This window comes from Glaciecola sp. 2405UD65-10 (assembly GCF_048820975.1).
GTDB lineage: Bacteria > Pseudomonadota > Gammaproteobacteria > Enterobacterales > Alteromonadaceae > Glaciecola.
The window spans coordinates 1,442,135-1,461,472 of record NZ_JBMEUF010000001.1 but is presented as its reverse complement, the minus strand read 5'-3'; the positions used below and the strand labels follow the sequence as shown (position 1 = coordinate 1,461,472).

Annotated in this window: 17 protein-coding genes and 1 other RNA gene; 11 read left to right on the top strand and 7 right to left on the bottom strand. The window is 41.9% G+C overall.

What is annotated here, in order from left to right:
• The first annotated feature begins 85 nt into the window (after positions 1-85).
• The 7 genes from aceE to ACOI22_RS06625 all read left to right on the top strand — a co-directional run bounded on the left by aceE (position 86) and on the right by ACOI22_RS06625 (position 9,426).
• Positions 86-2,758, top strand: coding sequence for a pyruvate dehydrogenase (acetyl-transferring), homodimeric type (gene aceE / locus ACOI22_RS06655; RefSeq protein WP_420671232.1), 2,673 nt, complete (start codon positions 86-88; stop codon positions 2,756-2,758).
• A gap of 14 nt (positions 2,759-2,772) precedes the next feature.
• Entirely contained in the window at positions 2,773-4,737 is a 1,965-nt protein-coding gene (aceF, locus tag ACOI22_RS06650) for a pyruvate dehydrogenase complex dihydrolipoyllysine-residue acetyltransferase (RefSeq protein WP_420671231.1), read from the top strand.
• 176 nt (positions 4,738-4,913) lie between these two features.
• Positions 4,914-6,338 carry a dihydrolipoyl dehydrogenase gene (gene lpdA / locus ACOI22_RS06645; protein ID WP_420671230.1) on the top strand — a complete coding sequence of 475 codons (1,425 nt, stop codon included), beginning with the start codon at positions 4,914-4,916 and terminating at the stop codon, positions 6,336-6,338.
• A 164-nt stretch (positions 6,339-6,502) separates the two neighbouring features.
• Positions 6,503-6,745 (top strand): DUF1289 domain-containing protein, encoded by a 243-nt coding sequence (locus ACOI22_RS06640; protein WP_420671229.1) that lies wholly within the window; start codon positions 6,503-6,505, stop codon positions 6,743-6,745.
• A 107-nt stretch (positions 6,746-6,852) separates the two neighbouring features.
• Positions 6,853-7,674 (top strand): HDOD domain-containing protein, encoded by an 822-nt coding sequence (locus ACOI22_RS06635; protein WP_420671228.1) that lies wholly within the window; start codon positions 6,853-6,855, stop codon positions 7,672-7,674.
• Between the two features lie 46 nt (positions 7,675-7,720).
• Positions 7,721-8,560, top strand: a complete 840-nt coding sequence (locus ACOI22_RS06630) for a DUF481 domain-containing protein (protein WP_420671227.1) — start codon at positions 7,721-7,723, stop codon at positions 8,558-8,560.
• Positions 8,561-8,673: 113 nt separating this feature from the next.
• Complete coding sequence (locus tag ACOI22_RS06625) at positions 8,674-9,426, top strand: DUF481 domain-containing protein (RefSeq protein ID WP_420671226.1); 753 nt, start codon at positions 8,674-8,676, stop codon at positions 9,424-9,426.
• 67 nt (positions 9,427-9,493) lie between these two features.
• Here the strand turns inward: ACOI22_RS06625 and serA are convergent, their stop codons facing one another.
• The 6 genes from serA to ssrS all read right to left on the bottom strand — a co-directional run bounded on the left by serA (position 9,494) and on the right by ssrS (position 14,267).
• Positions 9,494-10,723 (bottom strand): phosphoglycerate dehydrogenase, encoded by a 1,230-nt coding sequence (gene serA, locus ACOI22_RS06620; protein ID WP_420671225.1) that lies wholly within the window; start codon positions 10,721-10,723, stop codon positions 9,494-9,496.
• Between the two features lie 140 nt (positions 10,724-10,863).
• The gene (gene rpiA / locus ACOI22_RS06615; RefSeq protein WP_420671224.1) at positions 10,864-11,541 is read right to left on the bottom strand and encodes a ribose-5-phosphate isomerase RpiA; all 678 of its coding nucleotides are present in this window, start codon (positions 11,539-11,541) and stop codon (positions 10,864-10,866) included.
• A gap of 12 nt (positions 11,542-11,553) precedes the next feature.
• The gene (locus ACOI22_RS06610) at positions 11,554-12,147 is read right to left on the bottom strand and encodes a 5-formyltetrahydrofolate cyclo-ligase (protein WP_420671223.1); all 594 of its coding nucleotides are present in this window, start codon (positions 12,145-12,147) and stop codon (positions 11,554-11,556) included.
• A 23-nt stretch (positions 12,148-12,170) separates the two neighbouring features.
• On the bottom strand, positions 12,171-13,112 hold the full coding sequence (locus ACOI22_RS06605; protein ID WP_420671222.1) for a nucleoside hydrolase: 942 nt from the start codon (positions 13,110-13,112) through the stop codon (positions 12,171-12,173).
• Between the two features lie 22 nt (positions 13,113-13,134).
• Positions 13,135-14,031 carry a ribokinase gene (locus tag ACOI22_RS06600; RefSeq protein WP_420671221.1) on the bottom strand — a complete coding sequence of 299 codons (897 nt, stop codon included), beginning with the start codon at positions 14,029-14,031 and terminating at the stop codon, positions 13,135-13,137.
• A gap of 53 nt (positions 14,032-14,084) precedes the next feature.
• A non-coding RNA gene (gene ssrS / locus ACOI22_RS06595) (6S RNA) lies at positions 14,085-14,267 on the bottom strand.
• A 288-nt stretch (positions 14,268-14,555) separates the two neighbouring features.
• On the opposite strand from ssrS, the gene ACOI22_RS06590 reads away from it, so the two are divergent.
• Genes ACOI22_RS06590 through ACOI22_RS06575 form a run of 4 tightly spaced genes read left to right on the top strand, consistent with a single transcriptional unit; the run spans position 14,556 to position 18,917 of the window.
• The gene (locus ACOI22_RS06590) at positions 14,556-15,086 is read left to right on the top strand and encodes a UPF0149 family protein (RefSeq protein WP_420672329.1); all 531 of its coding nucleotides are present in this window, start codon (positions 14,556-14,558) and stop codon (positions 15,084-15,086) included.
• A complete protein-coding gene (pepP, locus tag ACOI22_RS06585; protein ID WP_420671220.1) occupies positions 15,083-16,405 on the top strand; it encodes a Xaa-Pro aminopeptidase in 1,323 nt (440 codons plus the stop codon). Before ACOI22_RS06590 ends, pepP begins: the two co-directional genes overlap by 4 nt.
• 44 nt (positions 16,406-16,449) lie before the next feature.
• On the top strand, positions 16,450-17,739 hold the full coding sequence (locus tag ACOI22_RS06580; RefSeq protein ID WP_420671219.1) for an FAD-dependent monooxygenase: 1,290 nt from the start codon (positions 16,450-16,452) through the stop codon (positions 17,737-17,739).
• A complete protein-coding gene (locus tag ACOI22_RS06575; RefSeq protein ID WP_420671218.1) occupies positions 17,736-18,917 on the top strand; it encodes an FAD-dependent monooxygenase in 1,182 nt (393 codons plus the stop codon). The genes ACOI22_RS06580 and ACOI22_RS06575 overlap by 4 nt, the downstream gene beginning before the upstream one ends.
• 145 nt (positions 18,918-19,062) lie before the next feature.
• Here the strand turns inward: ACOI22_RS06575 and ACOI22_RS06570 are convergent, their stop codons facing one another.
• Positions 19,063-19,287, bottom strand: coding sequence for a hypothetical protein (locus ACOI22_RS06570; RefSeq protein WP_420671217.1), 225 nt, complete (start codon positions 19,285-19,287; stop codon positions 19,063-19,065).
• Positions 19,288-19,338 lie beyond the last annotated feature (51 nt).

The following is a 19,338-nucleotide window of genomic DNA, read 5'->3' as shown; positions in this document are numbered from 1 at the left end:
ATATCAGATGCGGGTTTTGCATTGCGACACGTATGGCCTTTTATAGTTGAACAAGAGTAGTTGAACAAGAGAATAGGAAAAAACTATGGCGGATGTGAAACAACCTGACGTGGATCCGATTGAAACGCAGGAATGGATTGAAGCACTAGAAGCAGTTCTAGAAAATGAAGGCGTTGATAGAGCCCATTATTTATTAGAATCACTTATTGAAAAAGCTCGTCGTAATGGCGCTCACTTACCTTATGATGCCACCACTGCGTACATCAATACCATTCCGGCAGGTCAAGAGCCTACTATGCCTGGTGACCAAAGTATTGAGGCCAAAATTAGAAATGCGATTCGTTGGAATGCATTGATGATGGTGTTACGTGGCTCTAAGAAAGATTTAGAACTAGGCGGTCATATATCAAGTTTCGCATCTTCAGCGATGCTGTACGATGTTGGTTTTAACCACTTCTTCCGCGCGCCTACTGATGAAGATGGCGGCGATTACTTGTTTGTACAAGGGCACGTTTCTCCAGGTATATATTCACGTGCGTTTATTGAAGGGCGCTTAAGTGCCGGCCAACTTGATATGTTCCGCCAAGAAGTAGATGGCGAAGGTATATCGTCATATCCGCATCCAAAACTAATGCCTGATTTCTGGCAGTTCCCAACGGTATCGATGGGCTTAGGCCCTATGCAAGCCATTTATCTTGCCCGTTTCTTAAAGTACTTAACTAACCGTGGTTTGCGTGATTGTTCAAATCAACGCGTATGGTGCTTTATGGGTGATGGTGAAGTTGATGAGCCAGAATCATTAGGTGCAATTGGCCTAGCTTCACGCGAAAACCTTGATAACTTAACCTTTGTTATTAACTGTAACTTACAGCGCTTAGACGGGCCTGTTCGTGGTAATGGCAAAATCATTCAAGAACTTGAAGGTACATTCCGCGGAGCAGGCTGGGAAGTAATTAAAGTTATTTGGGGCCGCTATTGGGATTCATTGTTGTCTCGTGATACATCAGGCAAGCTTCTTGATGTAATGAACGAGACCGTTGACGGTGAGTACCAGAACTACAAAGCAAAAGGTGGCCAGTACACCCGCGAGAATTTCTTTGGTAAATACCCTGAGCTAAAAGAAATGGTTGCTAATATGTCTGACGAAGATATTTGGCGCTTGAACCGTGGTGGACACGATCCAGTAAAAGTATATGCCGCATATAAACGCGCTACTGAAACACAAGGACGCCCGCAAGTTATTTTAGCTAAAACCGTTAAAGGTTATGGTTTAGGTGATGCTGGCGAAGGCAAAAACATTGCGCACAACGTTAAGAAAATGGACGTTGATTCAGTTAAGCAATATCGTGACCGTTTCAATATTCCACTTTCTGACGAAGAATGTGCTGATTTGAGCTACTTCAAATTTGAAGAAGATAGCCCTGAAATGAAGTACATGCGTGAAAAACGCGAAGCCTTGAAAGGCTACATGCCTGTTCGTCGAGTAACTAGCACAGAAGAACTACCGGCTCCGCCACTTAAAGCTTTTGAAGCGGTAACGAAAGGGTCTGGCGATCGTGAAATTTCAACTACCATGGCCTTTGTACGTGTATTAACCGTTATGCTTAAAGATAAGCAAATGGGTAAACGCGTAGTACCTATTATTCCTGATGAAGCACGTACCTTTGGTATGGAAGGCTTATTTAGACAAGTTGGTATTTACAGCAACTCGGGGCAAAAATATGTACCGCAAGATAAAGACCAAGTAGCATATTATCGTGAAGATAAGAAAGGCCAAGTGTTACAAGAAGGTATTAACGAACTTGGTGCGATGTCATCATTTGTTGCTGCCGGTACATCTTATTCACTGAACAACCTACCAATGCTTCCGGTTTACATTTATTACTCAATGTTTGGTTTCCAGCGTGTTGGTGATATGGCTTGGGCTGCAGGTGATTCACAATGCCGTGGTTTCCTTGTTGGCGGAACAGCGGGTAGAACCACACTAAACGGCGAAGGTTTACAACACCAAGATGGACACAGCCACGTGCAAGCTGGGCTTATTCCAAACTGCGTAAGTTATGACCCAACCTATGGTTATGAAGTAGCGGTTATTGTTCAAGACGGTATTCACAGAATGCTTGAAAAACAAGAAAACGTATTCTATTACCTAACGGTAATGAACGAAAACTACATTCAACCAGAAATGCCTAAAGGCTGTGAAGAAGGTATTCTTAAAGGTATTTATTTACTTGATACAGTAGGCGATACCAAAGCTAAGAAGAAAGTTAAATTACTTGGTTCGGGTACTATATTAGTGCAGGTGCGTGAAGCCGCGAAGCTACTGAGTGATGAATTTGGCGTAACATGTGAAGTGTACAGCGTGCCTTCATTCAATGAATTAGGCCGTGACGGTATTGATTGCGATCGCTTCAATATGCGCAACCCTGAAGCTAAGCAGCGTGTTCCATACATTACCGAAGTACTAGAAAACGGTTTTGACGGCCCAACCGTGGTAGCGACTGACTATATTAAGTCGTACGCTGACCAAGTGAGAGCATATGTACCAGGTGCATACCGCGTGCTAGGAACCGATGGCTTTGGCCGTTCAGATAGCCGCGAGAACTTGCGTCGCCACTTTGAAGTAGATGCGCAAAACATTGCATACGCTTCACTGTATGAATTGTACAAAGCCGGTGATATTGATGCCGCCACCTTAAGTAAGGCGCAAAAAGCGCTTGAAATTGACGGCAACAAAATTAACCCACTTTACGCATAAACGGAGATTGAATCATGGCAGATTTACAAGACATTCTTGTTCCTGATGTTGGCGGTGAAGAAGTTGAAATTATTGAAGTATGTGTTGCAGTAGGCGACTCAGTTGAAGCAGAAGCGGCCTTTGTTACCGTTGAAAGCGATAAAGCCAGCATGGATATTCCAGTACCTTTTGACGGTACTATTAAAGAAATAAGTGTGGCGGTTGGTGACAAAATCAAAGAAGGCGATTTGCTAGGTAAAGCCGAAGCGGCTTCTGCAGGGGCAGCTAGTGAAGAAGCGCCAGCAGAACCAGCTAAAGCCGAACAACCAGCGGCTGAAACTTCTGCACCTGCACCAGCTACAGCAAGCAGCGCTTCAAGTACCATTGAAGTAAGTGTACCTGATATAGGTGGTGATACTGACGTAGAAATTATTGAACTGCTTGTTAACGTGGGTGACACGGTAGCTGAAGAAGATGGCTTAATTACGCTTGAAACTGACAAAGCAACCATGGATGTACCCGCTCCTCAAGCGGGAAAAATTGTGGAAATGAAAGTTGCGGTGGGTGACAAAGTTTCTGAAGGTTCTTTAGTGCTTATTCTTGAAGTTGCCGGTGGCGAATCTCAAGAGAGTGCAAGCGAACCTGCACAAGAAAGTTCAGCGCCAAGCGCAGCAGCACCGCAAGCATCAAATAGTGAACCCTCAATAGTTGAAGTGAAAGTCCCTGATATAGGTGGGGATACTGACGTTGAAATTATTGAAGTATTGGTAAGCGAAGGTGATGAGCTAAGTGAAGAAGATGGTTTAATTACCCTTGAAACTGACAAAGCAACCATGGACGTACCTGCGCCAAGCGCTGGTAAAGTGGTTTCTTTAAAAGTGAAAGTAGGTGATAAAGTGTCTGAGGGTAGCTTAGTGCTAACCATGGAAGTGGCTGGCAGCGAATCTGCTCCTGCGGCTTCTGCGCCTGCACCGGAGCCAGCTAAAGCGCCAGCACCTGCATCCACTCCTTCTGCGCAAAAAGCGCCGCCGGTGCCGCATCATCCTTCAGTGGGTGACAAAAAACCAACAGGTAATATTCATGCATCGCCTTCTGTGCGCCGTTTAGCGCGCGAATTTGGTGTAGACTTGAGCCAAGTTAGTGGTAGTGGTCGCAAAAACAGAATTCAAAAAGAAGACGTTCAGTCATATGTTAAATATGAACTGTCACGCCCTAAAATGTCTCCAGGCACTAATGTGGGTCAAGGTTCTGGTGGTTTACAGGTATTGCCACCGCCTAAAGTTGATTTCTCTAAGTTTGGTGATGTTGAAGAAGTGCCGTTAACGCGCATCCAGAAATTATCAGGTCCAAACTTACACCGTAATTGGGTAACGATCCCCCATGTTACGCAGTTCGAAGAAGCTGATATTACTGATTTGGAAACATTCAGAAAAGAGCAGAATCAAATTGCTGAAAAACGTAAACTTGGGGTAAAAATTACACCACTTGTATTTATGATGAAAGCGGTTGCTGATGCATTGAAAATGTACCCTACCTTCAATACTTCACTTTCAGAATCGGGCGAATCCCTGATTCAGAAAAAGTATTACCACATAGGTATTGCTGTAGACACTCCTGGAGGCTTAGTAGTGCCGGTGGTGCGTGATGTTGATAAGAAAGGTGTGCTAGATATTTCACGTGAACTAATGGAAATTAGTGTTAAAGCACGTGATGGCAAATTAAAAGCCGCCGATATGCAAGGGAGCTGTTTTACCATATCAAGTTTAGGTGGTATTGGTGGCACGGCGTTTACACCTATTGTAAATGCGCCAGATGTAGCCATATTAGGTGTATCAAAGAGCGAAATTAAGCCAAAATGGGATGGTAAAGAATTCCAGCCTCGTTTAATGCTCCCTTTATCTTTGTCTTACGATCACCGTGTTATTGATGGTGCATTAGCGGCAAGATTCGCGGTGCATTTATCAGATTGTTTGGCAGATATACGACGTATCCTTTTATAAAGTGATTGGTTTAGCTGTAAGTGATGTAAAGCGCAGATTCACTTACAGCATTATTATTTCACGTTCTTGTATGTTTTATTAACGGTGGCGCTCACTTTTAAAACATATGGGGATGAACTAGCGCATATTTTACTTTACTATAGTGCGCATATAAAAATTTTGAGGTCATAATTCAAATGAGCGAAATTAAAACAAGTTTAGTGGTATTAGGTGCGGGCCCTGGTGGTTATTCAGCTGCTTTTAGAGCCGCAGATTTAGGCATTGACACCGTAATGGTAGATGCACGAGACACCCTAGGTGGTGTTTGCTTAAACGTAGGTTGTATTCCTTCAAAGGCGCTTCTTCATGTTTCTAAAGTTATTCAAGAAGCAAAGCACTTATCAGCCCATGGCGTAACATTCGGCGAGCCTACCTTTGATTTAGACAAAATTCGTGATTGGAAAGACTCAGTAGTTAAGCAATTAACGGGTGGCTTATCGGGTATGTCTAAAATGCGTAAAGTTGAGCATGTAAAAGGTTACGGTAAATTTACAGGTGCAAATACTTTAGTTGTTGAAGGCGATAGCGGAACAACCACAATAACATTTGATAACGCAATTATTGCTGCAGGCTCTGAGCCAGTTTCTTTGCCATTCGTTCCAAAAGATGACGACCGTATTATTGATAGTACCGGCGCATTGGAAATGAAAGACATTCCAGAGAAAATGCTAATACTTGGTGGTGGTATAATTGGTCTAGAAATGGGCACTGTTTACCACGCACTAGGTTCGCAAATAGATGTGGTTGAGTTTTTAGATCAGCTAGTTCCAGCAGCTGACAAAGACATCATCAAAATATATATGAAAACCATCAAAGATAAGTTCAACACCATGCTTGAAACAAAAGTAACGGCTGTGGAATCTAAAGAAGATGGCGTTTATGTGAGCTTTGAAGGTAAGCAAGCACCCGCCGAGGCAGTGCGTTACGACAAAGTACTTGTTGCGGTAGGCCGTAAACCAAATGGTTCACTTGTTGACGCCGACAAAGCTGGTGTTAAAGTTGATGAGCGTGGCTTCATTAGTGTTGATAAGCAAATGCGTACAAACGTATCAAATATTTTTGCTATTGGTGACTTAGTTGGTCAGCCTATGCTTGCACACAAAGCGGTGCACGAAGGCCACGTAGCGGCTGAAGTTATTTCTGGTATGAAACACTTCTTTGACCCTAAATGTATTCCATCTGTTGCTTACACTGAGCCAGAAATCGCTTGGGTAGGCTTAACTGAGAAAGAAGCCAAAGAACAAGGCGTTAATTACGAAACAGCTAATTTTCCGTGGGCGGCATCAGGGCGCGCAATTGCATCTGCTGCAACCGATGGCATGATCAAGATGATTTTCGAAAAAGACACTGGCCGAGTAATTGGTGGTGCGATTATTGGAACAAACGCGGGCGAAATGTTAGGTGAAATTGGTTTAGCAATTGAAATGGGCGCTGACGCAGAAGACGTTGGTTTAACTATTCATGCACACCCTACGTTAAACGAGTCTATTGGTTTAGCTGCTGAGATTTTTGAAGGCTCAATTACTGATTTACCCAATCCAAAAGCCAAAAAGAAGAAATAGCTTTTAGTTTTTGAAGAATATAAAAGCCAAGCTTTGTAGAAAGTTTGGCTTTTTTTTTAAGTTTTATTTAAGCCTATTGGTATTGCGAGTTTTCATTACTGGCGTATATAGAAAAAAAGTGCTTATAATATCCTCATTCTAGCCCTTCAGTCGTAATCATCTAAATGCAGCAGTTGGAGTTTTTTAACATACCAAGCCCTTGTGTTGGCGTTTGCCAATCGGGACCTCGTGGCTACTGTTTAGGCTGTTTTAGAAGCAGAGAGGAGCGTCAGCATTGGAATGATGTTGATGACGGCACGAAGCGAATAATTGTGAAAGCATGCAATAGGCGTAAAAAAGCTTTTGACGCTCGCAAAAAAGCGGGTTCAAAAAGCGAGACTCATTTCCAGCAAGGCGATTTATTCTAGCGACCATTTTTCAAATGGTATGCATAACATCAACATGGTATTAACACCTGCACCTAAGCTTACAGTGACTCATAGTACAATGTGGTTGTGCCAATGAGAGATAACTTATGTCGATGATGCCCTTAATAAAATATGCTAATAAAAGTTTTACGCTTCCCGATACCTGCGTGAAGATACGTCAGTTATTAGATGATCCTATGTCTAGCTCAGATGATATTGCACAAATTATATCTTTAGATCCATCACTTGCCGCTAAAGTACTCAAGTTAGCTAACAGCGCATTATTTCGCTTCCCGTCTCAGGTAACTAGCGTTAATAAAGCCTTAGGCGTTATTGGTGGCGAAGCTGCCTACAATATAACAATGGCAGAAACCGCAAACTTGGCATTTAAAGCCTTAAGCAGTGAGCCAATTGATTTTAAAGCCTTTTGGGAAAAAGCGGTGATGCAGGGGCTTATTGCTAGAAGTATTGCACAGCAAATTCAAAACAGGGGAAGCGAGCGATTTTTCGTAATGGGTATTTTAATGAATTTAGCTGAGCTAATTTGCGCCACCAAGCTACAAGCTGGCTATAAAAAATACCTTGATGCAAAAGACACTATGCTCCCACTCGAGGCCCAGCGTGCTGCATTCGGATTCACTTTTTGCCATTGTTCGGGGCGAATTCTTGAAAGTTTCCAGTTGCCCGCCAATTTACACGAAACCCTAACACAGTTAACGCTTTTCCCACATCAACAGTTGAGTCTTGACGAGTCGGTGTTATACATGGCAGCGGCTATGGCAGAAAAGAAAGAGGGGAAGGCATTGCTTAGCCATGAAGATTTTAATCTTCAAGCGACGCAATCTATTGGCTTAAATGACTATGAATATGATATCATTTTTGAATTCGCGCAATCAGAAACGTTTAAAATAGCACAGGCCATAAATTAAAATAAATTGGCATTTGCGCGTTATTACAAAAAAATAAGAACGCGCAATGTTGAAGATTTTAAAAACAATTTTTTTACTGGGCTTGTTAGCATGGCAGTTGCCATGCTTTGGACAAAGCAAAGCGTCGGATTTTTTTAAAGATCCTAGTAAAGAAAAAGACTTACTTGCCTCCCTTTTCAAAACTAATGATAGAAAACAAAACCCCAATAGGCCTTTTGCACTAGATGGCGAAGTGGGATTGTTAATCACCACCGGTAATTCCGATACTAGCATGATTAAGCTAGCGCTAGATTCAAGCCAAGAGTTAGTAGATTGGAGTAATCGCTACGAAGTACAGCTCCTTCAACGAATCAATACGGTTGATTCATCTAGTAGTGAAAGCGGAACCGATGAAATCGAAACAACGCGTATTTCAGTTTCTGGCCAATTTGACTACAAGCTAACTGACGAAACAAAAAGGTTATTTGGCTACGTAGAATATGATGACAACCAATTTAATCTATTGCGCGAGCAATTCACCGCAGTTACGGGTTGGAGCCAGGTAATGTGGCAAAATCCCGAATCGGAATTTAGATACAGCATAGGTCCAGGGTACAGTCATTTTTTACAGGAAAGAACGGGCATTCGTTTGTCGGGTCCTATAGCACGCGGCACCTTGCTATATAGTTTGAAGTTCAATAAAAATGCACGCTTCAGACAAGAAATTTCTGCTGAAGTGGGTAGCGGACTCACCAAAGCTCGATCAAATACCTCTTTCACCTCAACCATATTTAAAAAGCTTGGAATGAAGCTATCTTTTAACGTGGTATTTAACGAAAACGTGGCAGAAGAAGACCGGGTTTTGTCTACACAAACTAGTGTTTCTATGGTCTATCAGTTCTTTTAGGTTGATTATTAGCTTAAAATCGCTAAAATGCCGCAAACTTAGCAAATCAGCAAGTTTCGCTTGAATTTTAGCTGTTGCAAGCGTGACGATGAACATTATACAAAGGACTAACCATGAAAAAGCAACTTATTTTTGCCTCAGTTTTGAGCGCCTTAGCCACTTCTACTGCATTTGCCGCAGACGAAAAAGCCTTAACAATGGACGGTGAATTCGGATTTATCTTCACCTCAGGTAACACTGAAACTACCTCAGGTAGTGCTGGTTTGTCAGCTAAGCAAGAGCTAGAAGAGTGGAGCAACGAATATAAATTCACCGCATTGTATAAAAAAGACACTGTTGAAAATGTGGTAGATGGTGAAACAATTGAAGAAGAGCAAACATCTGCTCAAAAATTCTTTGCATCTGCGCAAGGTAACTACAAGTTAGAAAACCCTAACCACCGTTTATTCGGTTTCGCATCTTATGAAGATGACCGTTTCAGCAGCTATAAGTACCAATCAACAATTGCTGCGGGTTGGAACCAGAAGGTTTGGGAAGATGAAACCAGCAGCTTCGACTACAGTGTTGGTCCTGGTTACTCTTATGCTAAAGACTTGAATGACGAATCAGTTAGCGGCTTAATTATTCGTGGTGCGGTAAACTACAAGTGGAATATTTCTGAAACAGCTCGTTTTACGCAAACGTTCAGTACTGAAATTGGTGACGAGAACACCAAATCAAGAGCAGAAAGCGCCTTATCAGCGCAAATTGCTGGCGGCTTGTCTATGAAGCTGTCTTTGAAATTTGATCACAATACAGATGTAGCTGTTGGTGTTGAAAAACTAGATACAGAAACTGCAGTAACTTTGGTTTATAGCTTTTTCTAAGCTATAAATTACAGGCACAAAAAAAGCGCTTTTTAGCGCTTTTTTTTATGCCTAATAAACATCACAATTAGTGAAGTAATCGAGTCTTAATGGTGCCTTCAATTGCACTTAACTGTGCAAGGCCTTCGGCCGCGTTCTCAGCGTCAATATCTACCACTACATAACCAATGTTCTCATCTGTTTGCAGGTACTGGGCTGCAATATTAATAGACTTATCAGCAAAGGCTTGGTTAATTTGCGTCAGCATACCGGGGCGGTTAACGTGCACGTGTAATAGGCGTGAACGATTCGTATGTGATGGCAACGACACTTCAGGGAAGTTAACCGCTGAAAGGGTAGAGCCATTGTCACTGTATTTAACCAATTTACCGGCCACTTCAATGCCAATGTTTTGCTGGGCTTCTTGAGTAGAACCGCCCACGTGCGGCGTTAGAATAACGTTATCAAACTTTCTTAAAGGTGACACAAATTCTTCGTTGTTAGATTTTGGCTCAACAGGGAATACATCAATAGCCGCACCATTGAGTTTACCGGCTTCAAGGCTAGCACTTAGGGCTTCAATATCAATTACCGTTCCGCGTGCGGCGTTGATCAAAATTGCACCGGGCTTCATTTGTTCAAGTTCTGCTTTGCCAATCATGTTTTGCGTATGATCAGTTTCTGGCACATGCAAACTTACTACGTCAGAGGTATTCAACAACTCTTTAAGCGTTTTAACTTGGGTTGAATTACCTAACACTAGCTTATCTTCAATATCATAAAACTGGACGCGCATACCTAAATGCTCAGCAAGAATGCTTAACTGCGTACCAATGTGTCCGTAACCAATAATACCAAGGGTTTTACCGCGTGCTTCATAACTGCCAACCGCGCTCTTTTCCCATTCTCCGCGATGGGCTTTTGCGTTTTTCTCTGGTACACCACGTAGCAATAAAATAATTTGACCAAGTACCAATTCAGCCACAGAACGAGTATTTGAAAATGGCGCATTGAAAACTACAATGCCTCGTTTTTGCGCTGCAAGTAAGTCAACCTGATTCGTACCAATGCAGAAGCAACCCACGCCAATTAACTTTTTAGCCGCTTGGAATACGTTTTCTGTTAATTGAGTACGCGAGCGAATGCCAACAAAATGAGCATCTTTAATTTTTTCAATTAGTTCGTCTTCAGGTAAAGACGTTTTCAAGGACTCAATATTGGTATAGCCATTGGATTTAAATGTTTCAAGGGCACTGTTGTGAAGGCCCTCTAAGAGCAATATGCGGATTTTATCTTTAGCTAATGACTTTTTACTCATGAGGGTACTAACCTTGTCCTTGAAATTAAGACATCTAGACGTCTATTTAATGAAGATTGAAAGATAGCAAAATACAGCTATTTCGCAAGTACTATTTAAAGCAAATCTATAAACAAGCTACTTAAATGAGTACGTAATCTTTATTCGCTTATTTCTACACCTGTATTGGTGCCCGTAATTACCACATTTGCGCCGCGATGAGCAAACAAACCGTTCGTTACTACACCCACAATCTGGTTCAATCGTGTTTCTAATTCCGAGGGGTTAACAATTCGCAAATTGTGTACATCAATTATGTGGTTGCCGTTGTCAGTTACAACGCCTTGACGATACTCTGGGTCGCCGCCTAACTTCACAATTTCTCGCGCTACGTATGAACGTGCTAAAGGAATCACTTCTACGGGTAAAGGAAAGCTGCCCAGCACGGGTACATTCTTTGTATCGTCAATTATGCAAACAAAGGTTTTAGCCACCGCTGACACAATTTTTTCACGGGTAAGTGCAGCACCTCCACCTTTGATCATATGCTTATGCTCTGTTATTTCGTCAGCGCCATCAACGTATATATCAAGTTGGTCTATTTCGTTTAAATCAAATACTTCAATACCATGGCCTTTTAAACGCTCAGTAGAGGCATCAGAGCTTGATACTGCCCCTTGGATTCTATGCTTATGTTCAGCTAGGGCATCAATAAAAAAGTTTACGGTAGAACCGGTACCCACTCCCACAATAGCATCGCTTTTAACGTATTTTATGGCAGCTTTAGCAGCGGCTTGTTTCTTCTCATCTTGGCTTAAATTTGCTTCACTAGTGCTCATGTTGATTTCCTATCAAAAAGTATAAAAATGGCTAGGGCTTAGAATATAAGGTAAGGGAATATCCCATGTTTCAACAGGTAATGACACTGTTTTCTGACAATTATGGGCAAGGCCAATTATTCGGGTATTTGCCTTTTTCGTGGAAGGCTTGTTGTTTAACTTAACAAGCGTTCTATCATAAAAGCCACCGCCCATTCCCAAACGATTACCGCTTTGGTCAAAAGCCACTAATGGCGTAAAAATCACATCAAGTTCTTCGACTAAGCACATTTGAGTGATATCTAAAATCGGCTCTAAAATACCAAACTGATTGGTTTTCATGGGGGTATTGCGGGTGTATTTTAAAAACAGTAAATACCCTTTCGTGAAAGGATGAATAACAGGTAAATATACCTCAGTATTATTCTTCCAAAAGTATTCTATTAAAAAAGAAGTGTTAAGCTCAGCATCGGTGCTTAAATAGATAGCCACTTTTTGGACATTGATATTTGGCTCAGCGTAGCTGCGCCAAATATCAACAATAGCAGTGGCGGCTTGGTGTTGTTCGTGTGGGCTTAAGGCATTGCGCTTTTCACGAAAAGTGCGCCGTAATTCCTGTCTAAGCACGTAAACAATGCCTTATATAACGCTTACAAAGCGTAGGTTGATACAAACAGTTCCGTCAGAGCTTCGTGATCAACCTGCGTTGCCACGTTTGATTTTTGTGACTCTAACCAAAGAGGGCTCATGGTGGTATTTGCCGGTGCAAACATAGTTTGGCCTTTATCAAGTTCACCTGTGCCAATACGCATATTGCCGTTGGTCATTTCAAATAACTCTGGATGCATGAGGTGGGCAATTGGATAAGCATCGTGGAAAAAGCATACTTGCTCATCTTTACCCTGCGAATAGAACTCCATATAAAACTGAGATGCTTTCGCTACGAAACCACCTAGTATGGGGTTAACTTCAGCTAAAGTATCAATAAATTGAGGCGCAAATGGTACGTCGTAAGTTACATCTAAACCAAACATGTTAATAGTCCAGTCAGCAGAAAATACGATATCAGCCGCATGAGCATCGTTCCAAATATTGGCTTCTGCTACAGGTGTTACGTTACCTGGAACAAACGCTGCACCGCCCATAATATTGACCGCTTTAATTAGTTTTGGTAATTCAGGCTCTAGGCGTAAAGCAAGGGCTAAGTTCCCTAATGGGCCAACCGCAACAATAGTAATTTCACCAGGAAACTCACGGGCTTTATCAATAATAAACTGTGCTGACGAACGTGGGTCTAAGGTACGGCTTGAAGGTGGGTGATCAATATTGCCAAAACCGTCATCACCGTGCACAAAATGCGCATACGTTGATTCAGGGCCAACCCAAGGACGGCCTACACCTTTACACACGGGAATATCAAGCCCGGCAAGTTCAACTAGGCTTAGGGCATTTTGCGCCGCCATTTCAACGGGCACATTGCCATAAACAGTGGTTAGGCCTAGTACGTCTATTTCTTTTGCTTGAAAAGCGAAAAATATTGCCATTGCATCGTCAATGCCAGGATCAGTATCTAATATAATCTTATGTGTCATGAATTTTTCCAATGTTCAGCTATTATTTAGCTTGTTGTAAAAACGCGTCTACTTCGTCTTTGTGCGGAATTGAAGGCGCTGCACCCGAGCGTGTTACTGAAATTGCAGCCGCTGCACAAGCACTTTTCAATGCATGTTCTGGATTTTGTTGATCAAGGTAATTTGCTAAAAAATAGCCAGTGAAGGTATCGCCAGCGGCTGTTGTATCAACCGCCTCTACCGAGAAGCCAGGCATATCAATGTGCTTATCACCATGAATATACTTAACGCCTGCTTTACCTAAAGTCATTAAAATTTTGGTATTTGGATATTTATCGTGCAGCGCTTTATAAGCCTGCTCAACGCTGTTGGTAATGCTTAATTGCATTGCTTCTATTTCATTAACAATAAGAAGCTCTACTTTTTCCAAGGGTAATTGCGCCACTTCTGGTGTCATTGGCGCTGGATTAAAGGCAATTTTTAAACCTTTTCTAGCTGCAATTTCAATAATGCTTTCAATTGCGTTAGTTTCGTTTTGAAGCAGTACCCAGTCATCACTGTTCGCTTGCTCAATTACTTTGTTAATGTCACTAGCCTGAAGGGTATGGTTAGCACCAGTGAAAAGCACAATGGCATTCTCGCCGCTTTCAGACACTTGAATAATAGCGTGACCTGAGGCAACAGCCGTTTGTTCATTTATATATTGGCAATCTACACCGGCTGCACGAATGCTAGTTATATAGGCTGAATCAGAAGAATGCACTGCACCTATATGTTTTACATCGGCACCTGCAAGAGCACAGGCAATAGATTGGTTTGCGCCTTTGCCACCTAGTACAGAATGATAATCAGTTGAAGATAAGGTTTCGCCGGGGGCTACGAAGTGTGGAACTAAATAAACATGATCAATATTGATAGAACCAAAATTATAAATTGCCATTTATTGCCTCTGGTAGATGAACTACTAGCGTTTGTAATTGAGTATTGAAAAGGGAGCTTCCCAAAATGCCGCTGTACACTTTTCGTCCGTGCGCCGACATGTGCACGGTGGAAGTATCATCACTGCCGTAGGTTTCTCGATACTAGCCGAGCTTACACAATAGCAGTGGAATCAACTTCCTGGGTTTTAAGCATCGGCCAGGAACATGAAGTGACTTGCAAACATTTCAGGAAGCATAGTGCTGCGTAATTCATTGCGCAAATTTTGCAACAATTTGGCAATACTGCCACGCACGCATTGGGCTAACTAAGTGCGTATATTAACGCAAACATAAGGGCAAAGGTAGTACTAAAGGGCGACAGTTTAGTTAAGTGCGTGAATCGCGTACAGTTTATGCTAGGTGCATTGTTTTCTTTGCTTTGTTATTATTAACTTACTTCAATATTAGAGAATATCCAGTGACGCAAACTACTCCTCCTTCTTCGCCAAACGCACCATTAATTGACTGCGACCTATTTAATACCATGCTTAGCGCCGAAAACATTATTGTGGATGCATCCGAAATTCACGGTATTTTGTGTGGCATGTTAGCCGGAGGAATGAATTTAGATGATCAAAACTGGATAGAAGCACTGGCTGACGTAGTTAATCAGGGTGATAAATTTAGCCCTACCGCTGAGCAAAACATAGTGCTTATGTTCAATCAAATATGCCAAGAGTTTATAGAAGCTGATTTTGCGCTTCGTATGTGTTTACCAGAAGATAGCAGTTCAATTAATGTGAGAGGTAAAGCGCTAGTAAACTGGGTGCATGGATTTCTATTGGGCTTTGGCTTGCATCAAGATGACTTAACCAAATGTTCTGAAGAGGCAAAAGAAGCCTTAGAAGATTTTGCGCAAATTAGTAAGCTTGATGAAGCAATGGATGAAACCGAAGAGTCTGAACAAGCCTTTTTTGAAGTAGTGGAATATGTGCGTATTAGCGCCATGCTTTGCTTTAATGAAATGGGCAAATCACTTATTGACTCGCGCCAACAGTCACCGGTGATCCATTGATAAACACACACTCTTTTTTAGCGCGGCGTAAACGTTTATTGAGCCAACTTGCGCCAAATAGCCTTGCTATTATTCCCGCCGCTCAAGAATGCACTCGCAGTAATGATACGGAATATCACTTTCGCCAAAACAGCGACTTTTATTACCTAACGGGCTTTAACGAACCCGATGCATTTTTGATACTGTCAAACCAAGGTGATTCAAGCTCTGCTAAGGGAAAATCAATTTTACTGGTAAGAGCCAAAAACGAACTGGCTGAAATTTGGCAAGGCCGACGCCTTGGCGCGGAAGCGGCACCAAGCGTATTGGAAGTAGATGAAGCGTACAATATTGATGACGTTAGCCATTTACTCCCCGCTATATTAGATGGGCACGAACAGCTTTATTACAGCCTTGGCAGCAATGACGCCGCTGACGCTATTGTTCAAGCGAGTTTAATGGTATGCAAAAAAGCACCTAAGCAAAGTATGCTTGCGCCTAAAAGCATTCATGATGTAAATCCTATTGTGCACGCTATGCGGCTTATAAAAGACAGTGACGAAATAGCCCTTATGCAGCAAAGCGCTAATATTTCTTGTGAAGCGCATAAAAAAGCCATGCAAATTTGTAAAGTGGGTATGTATGAATACCAACTAGAAGCGACTATTTTGCATCACTTTGCTATGAACGGCGCTCGCTTTGCCGCATACAATACAATTGTAGGTGGTGGCGAAAACGCCTGTATTTTACATTACACTGAAAACCAAGACCTTCTTAAAGAGGGTGACTTGGTGCTAATTGATGCTGGTTCTGAATTTCAAGGTTATGCGGCTGATATTACCCGTACTTTTCCGGTAAATGGGAAGTTTAGCGAAGCACAAACGGCACTTTATAATTTAGTGTTAGAAGTACAATTAGCGTGCATTGACGCACTTGTTCCCGGTAAAACTATTGCCGACGCTATGCAATTGGCAGTTAGGCAAATAACGCAAGGTTTACTAGCGCTTGGGATACTAGAAGGCACTTTAGAAGCCTGCTTGGAAGATGATGCGCACCGAGAATTCTTCATGCATGGTTTAGGGCATTACCTAGGCTTAGACGTACATGATGTAGGTGACTACAAACAAGCCGGCAACGACAAACCCTTGGAAGAAGGCATGGTACTTACGGTAGAGCCGGGTATATATATTTCGCAAAAGGCCAATGTACCAGAGCAATACAAAGGTATTGGTATACGCATTGAAGACAATATTGTAATAACAAGCAATGGCAATACGGTAATGACCCAAAATATTGCTAAAACAGTAAAAGATATTGAAGCCATAATGGCAGAAGCTTAGCCAACTTACCTTGATACTCACAATAAGCAGTAACTAGCCAATATATGCAAAACATGACGGAACAACATTTAGAAAATGACGTAAACCCCAGCGCTATTGACTACGACGTAGCTATTAGTGGTGGTGGCGTAGTAGGGTGTTTAGCCGCGTTAGCACTAAGTCAGTTTTCACACTTACGCATTGCATTATTTGAAGCTTATATACCTGATGAAAGCCAAGCGGAAAATACGCAGCATCAGTTTGATGAACGTGTTATTGCATTAGCGGGTGAGTCTTTACATTTGCTGAGCCAATTAGGTATAGATATTGGTGAAATAGTTACCCAAAGTATTGAACACATTCATGTGTCTGATAAAGGCCACTTAGGGCAAGTGCAACTAAGTGCAAAAGAGTTTGGCCGCAGCGAATTGGGTAAGGTGGTGTCAATAAAAGCCTTTGGATTGTATTTACTAAACAAAGTAAAGCAGTGCAGCAATGTGACATATTACGCGCCCGTTAAAATTAAGCAGGCACACAAGCAGCAAGCGTGCATAAAGCTAACACTAGAAAACCTTGAGCAGACCAAGCAAGCTACCATGAGCAAAAGCACCAAGTTAGTGTTAATTTGCGATGGCGCTAACTCGCCCACTAGTGCGTTATTAGGTTTTAATAAAAGCCATTATGACTATGGCCAAAGCGCAATAATAACTAATGTTAACATGCAGCTACCGCACAATAACTATGCCTTTGAGCGGTTCACTAGCCAAGGTCCTATTGCCTTTTTGCCGATGTATGCGAACAATGGTAATGCGCCAAGCAAGCATGCAATGTCGGTGGTGTGGTGCATAAATAATAATGACGTAGATGCGGTAATGAATAAAAGTGAAGCGCAGTTTATTCAGCAACTCCAGCCTTTGTTTGGTTATAAGCTAGGCAAAATTGAAGCTATAAGCAAGGTGGTAAAGTACCCCTTAATACTTAGCCAAACTCAAAACTTTGTGGGGCATAGAAGTATATGTTTAGGAAACGCAGCTCAGAGCTTGCATCCTATAGCAGGGCAAGGTTTTAATTTAGGTATTCGCGATGTGTTTGACTTAGTAAACACGATTGACGCCACTATAGATGTAGGCGCATTTTCAAACACCCAAGCTTACAAAAAGAGTAGGCAGCATGATAAATTTGCAACCGTTAACGCAACCGACAGTTTAGTGAGTATATTTTCAAACCAGTATTTCCCCTTAGTAGTTGGAAGAAATATCAGTTTGCTTGCCATGAACAAAAGTAAGTTGCTAAAGCAGCAATTTGCAAACTTTGCCATGGGCCAGCGAAACAAAGTTAAGAGCAATAAAGCATGAAAACAAATGTAGATGTAATTGTAGTTGGCGCCGGAATAGTGGGGCAAGCGTTAGCTTTAGGGCTAGCTGAGCAAGCAATAAGTGTTGCTATAATTGATAAACTGCCTGCTCCTAAATTACCGCAAACTAACACTGATTTTTCTGTTCGAGTAAGTGCAATTTCATCAGCCAGTGAAGCATTTTTGAGGCGTTTGGGGGCTTGGCAATTGATTCAGCGAAAGCAAGCTTACACTCACATGGAAGTTTGGGACCAAGACGGGTTTGGCCACATTGATTTTGACACTAGCGGGCAAAGTAATGCTTTTGAAGGGCCTGCATCATTGGGGCACATTATTGAAAATGACCAGCTTACCGATGCTCTGCAAAAAGCTATTGAACAGCGTAATGAAATAAGCTGTTTATATGAGCAAAGTATACAGCACATGCATGCGGATGAAACTGGCGCGCAAGTGTTACTTGAATCAGGCCAAATGATTAACGCAAAGTTACTTGTAGGCGCTGATGGCGCAAATAGCCAAGTGAGGCGTGCCTTTGGCTTCAAACAAACCTTTTGGGATTATGATCATACGGCTATTGTGGCAAATGTAAAAACCAATCAAACGCATAACAATACTGCCAAACAAGCCTTTACTCCTTATGGACCTTTGGCGTTTTTACCTTTGGCTGACCCAAATGTGTGCTCTATTGTGTTTTCTCAGCAAAGCGAAAAAGCGCGTGAATTAATGGCTTTACCTAACGCTGAATTTGAGAAAGCCTTATTGGTGGCCATAAATAACCAGTTCGGGAAGCTTGAGCTATTGAGCGAAAGAAAAGCTCTAAATTTACGCATGCGCTATGCGCGAACATGGGTAGGTAACAGTGTTGCCTTAGTTGGTGACGCCGCGCATACCATTCACCCGTTAGCGGGGCAAGGAGCCAACCTAGGCTTAGCTGATGTACAGTCGCTTTTACAAATTATTTCGCAATCACCTGAGCAATTAGGGAGTTTGTTTCAACTTAGAAAATATGAGCGCTGGCGAAAAGCAGAAGCGCTTAAAGTAATAGCAAGCATGGAAGGCTTTAAGCGACTGTTTGACGGTTCTGACCCACTTAAAAAGCTAGTGCGCAATACCGGCTTATTCGCAGCAAATAAACTCGCTTTTGTGAAAAAGTTTTTTATTGACCAAGCTTCAAGCTAATTTTGTAAGCCATTGATTTGAAGCTTAAGCTAAAGTGCAGACATAAAAAAACCGAACATTGAGTATGTTCGGTTTTTTTGCATTAAACGCTAGTTTGTTTTTTACGAATAAAACTCAAAAGAATAAAACAACAAACAAGCTTACTTTATGCGACTTCCGTTTCTCTGTTTATGGTAGCACTACCTAAAACTGATACATCCTGTACATTTGACTGCGTATTCAAACTTGATACTGTTGCATTTGCGCCATTAGCATTTGTGTTTTCTGAAGAGGCATAAGCTAGAGCGGTAAACAACAAAACGCCCATCACTAGCAATACGAAAACGCGCATTAAACGTGCTACTGCAAAATAATTTTCAGATCTGTACATGGTTAGCTTCTTTCTATATTAAAAATGAAAAGAGGAAAACGGTTATTTACA

What these genes read in the sequence shown, in the direction of transcription:
- aceE (WP_420671232.1), top strand. Translation starts at nt 86, where the DNA reads ATGGCGGATGTGAAACAACCTGACGTGGATCCGATTGAAACGCAGGAA.
- aceF (WP_420671231.1), top strand. Translation starts at nt 2,773, where the DNA reads ATGGCAGATTTACAAGACATTCTTGTTCCTGATGTTGGCGGTGAAGAA.
- lpdA (WP_420671230.1), top strand. Translation starts at nt 4,914, where the DNA reads ATGAGCGAAATTAAAACAAGTTTAGTGGTATTAGGTGCGGGCCCTGGT.
- ACOI22_RS06640 (WP_420671229.1), top strand. Translation starts at nt 6,503, where the DNA reads ATGCAGCAGTTGGAGTTTTTTAACATACCAAGCCCTTGTGTTGGCGTT.
- ACOI22_RS06635 (WP_420671228.1), top strand. Translation starts at nt 6,853, where the DNA reads ATGTCGATGATGCCCTTAATAAAATATGCTAATAAAAGTTTTACGCTT.
- ACOI22_RS06630 (WP_420671227.1), top strand. Translation starts at nt 7,721, where the DNA reads ATGTTGAAGATTTTAAAAACAATTTTTTTACTGGGCTTGTTAGCATGG.
- ACOI22_RS06625 (WP_420671226.1), top strand. Translation starts at nt 8,674, where the DNA reads ATGAAAAAGCAACTTATTTTTGCCTCAGTTTTGAGCGCCTTAGCCACT.
- serA (WP_420671225.1), bottom strand. Translation starts at nt 10,723, where the DNA reads ATGAGTAAAAAGTCATTAGCTAAAGATAAAATCCGCATATTGCTCTTA.
- rpiA (WP_420671224.1), bottom strand. Translation starts at nt 11,541, where the DNA reads ATGAGCACTAGTGAAGCAAATTTAAGCCAAGATGAGAAGAAACAAGCC.
- ACOI22_RS06605 (WP_420671222.1), bottom strand. Translation starts at nt 13,112, where the DNA reads ATGACACATAAGATTATATTAGATACTGATCCTGGCATTGACGATGCA.
- ACOI22_RS06600 (WP_420671221.1), bottom strand. Translation starts at nt 14,031, where the DNA reads ATGGCAATTTATAATTTTGGTTCTATCAATATTGATCATGTTTATTTA.
- ACOI22_RS06590 (WP_420672329.1), top strand. Translation starts at nt 14,556, where the DNA reads ATGCTTAGCGCCGAAAACATTATTGTGGATGCATCCGAAATTCACGGT.
- ACOI22_RS06580 (WP_420671219.1), top strand. Translation starts at nt 16,450, where the DNA reads ATGCAAAACATGACGGAACAACATTTAGAAAATGACGTAAACCCCAGC.
- ACOI22_RS06575 (WP_420671218.1), top strand. Translation starts at nt 17,736, where the DNA reads ATGAAAACAAATGTAGATGTAATTGTAGTTGGCGCCGGAATAGTGGGG.
- ACOI22_RS06570 (WP_420671217.1), bottom strand. Translation starts at nt 19,287, where the DNA reads ATGTACAGATCTGAAAATTATTTTGCAGTAGCACGTTTAATGCGCGTT.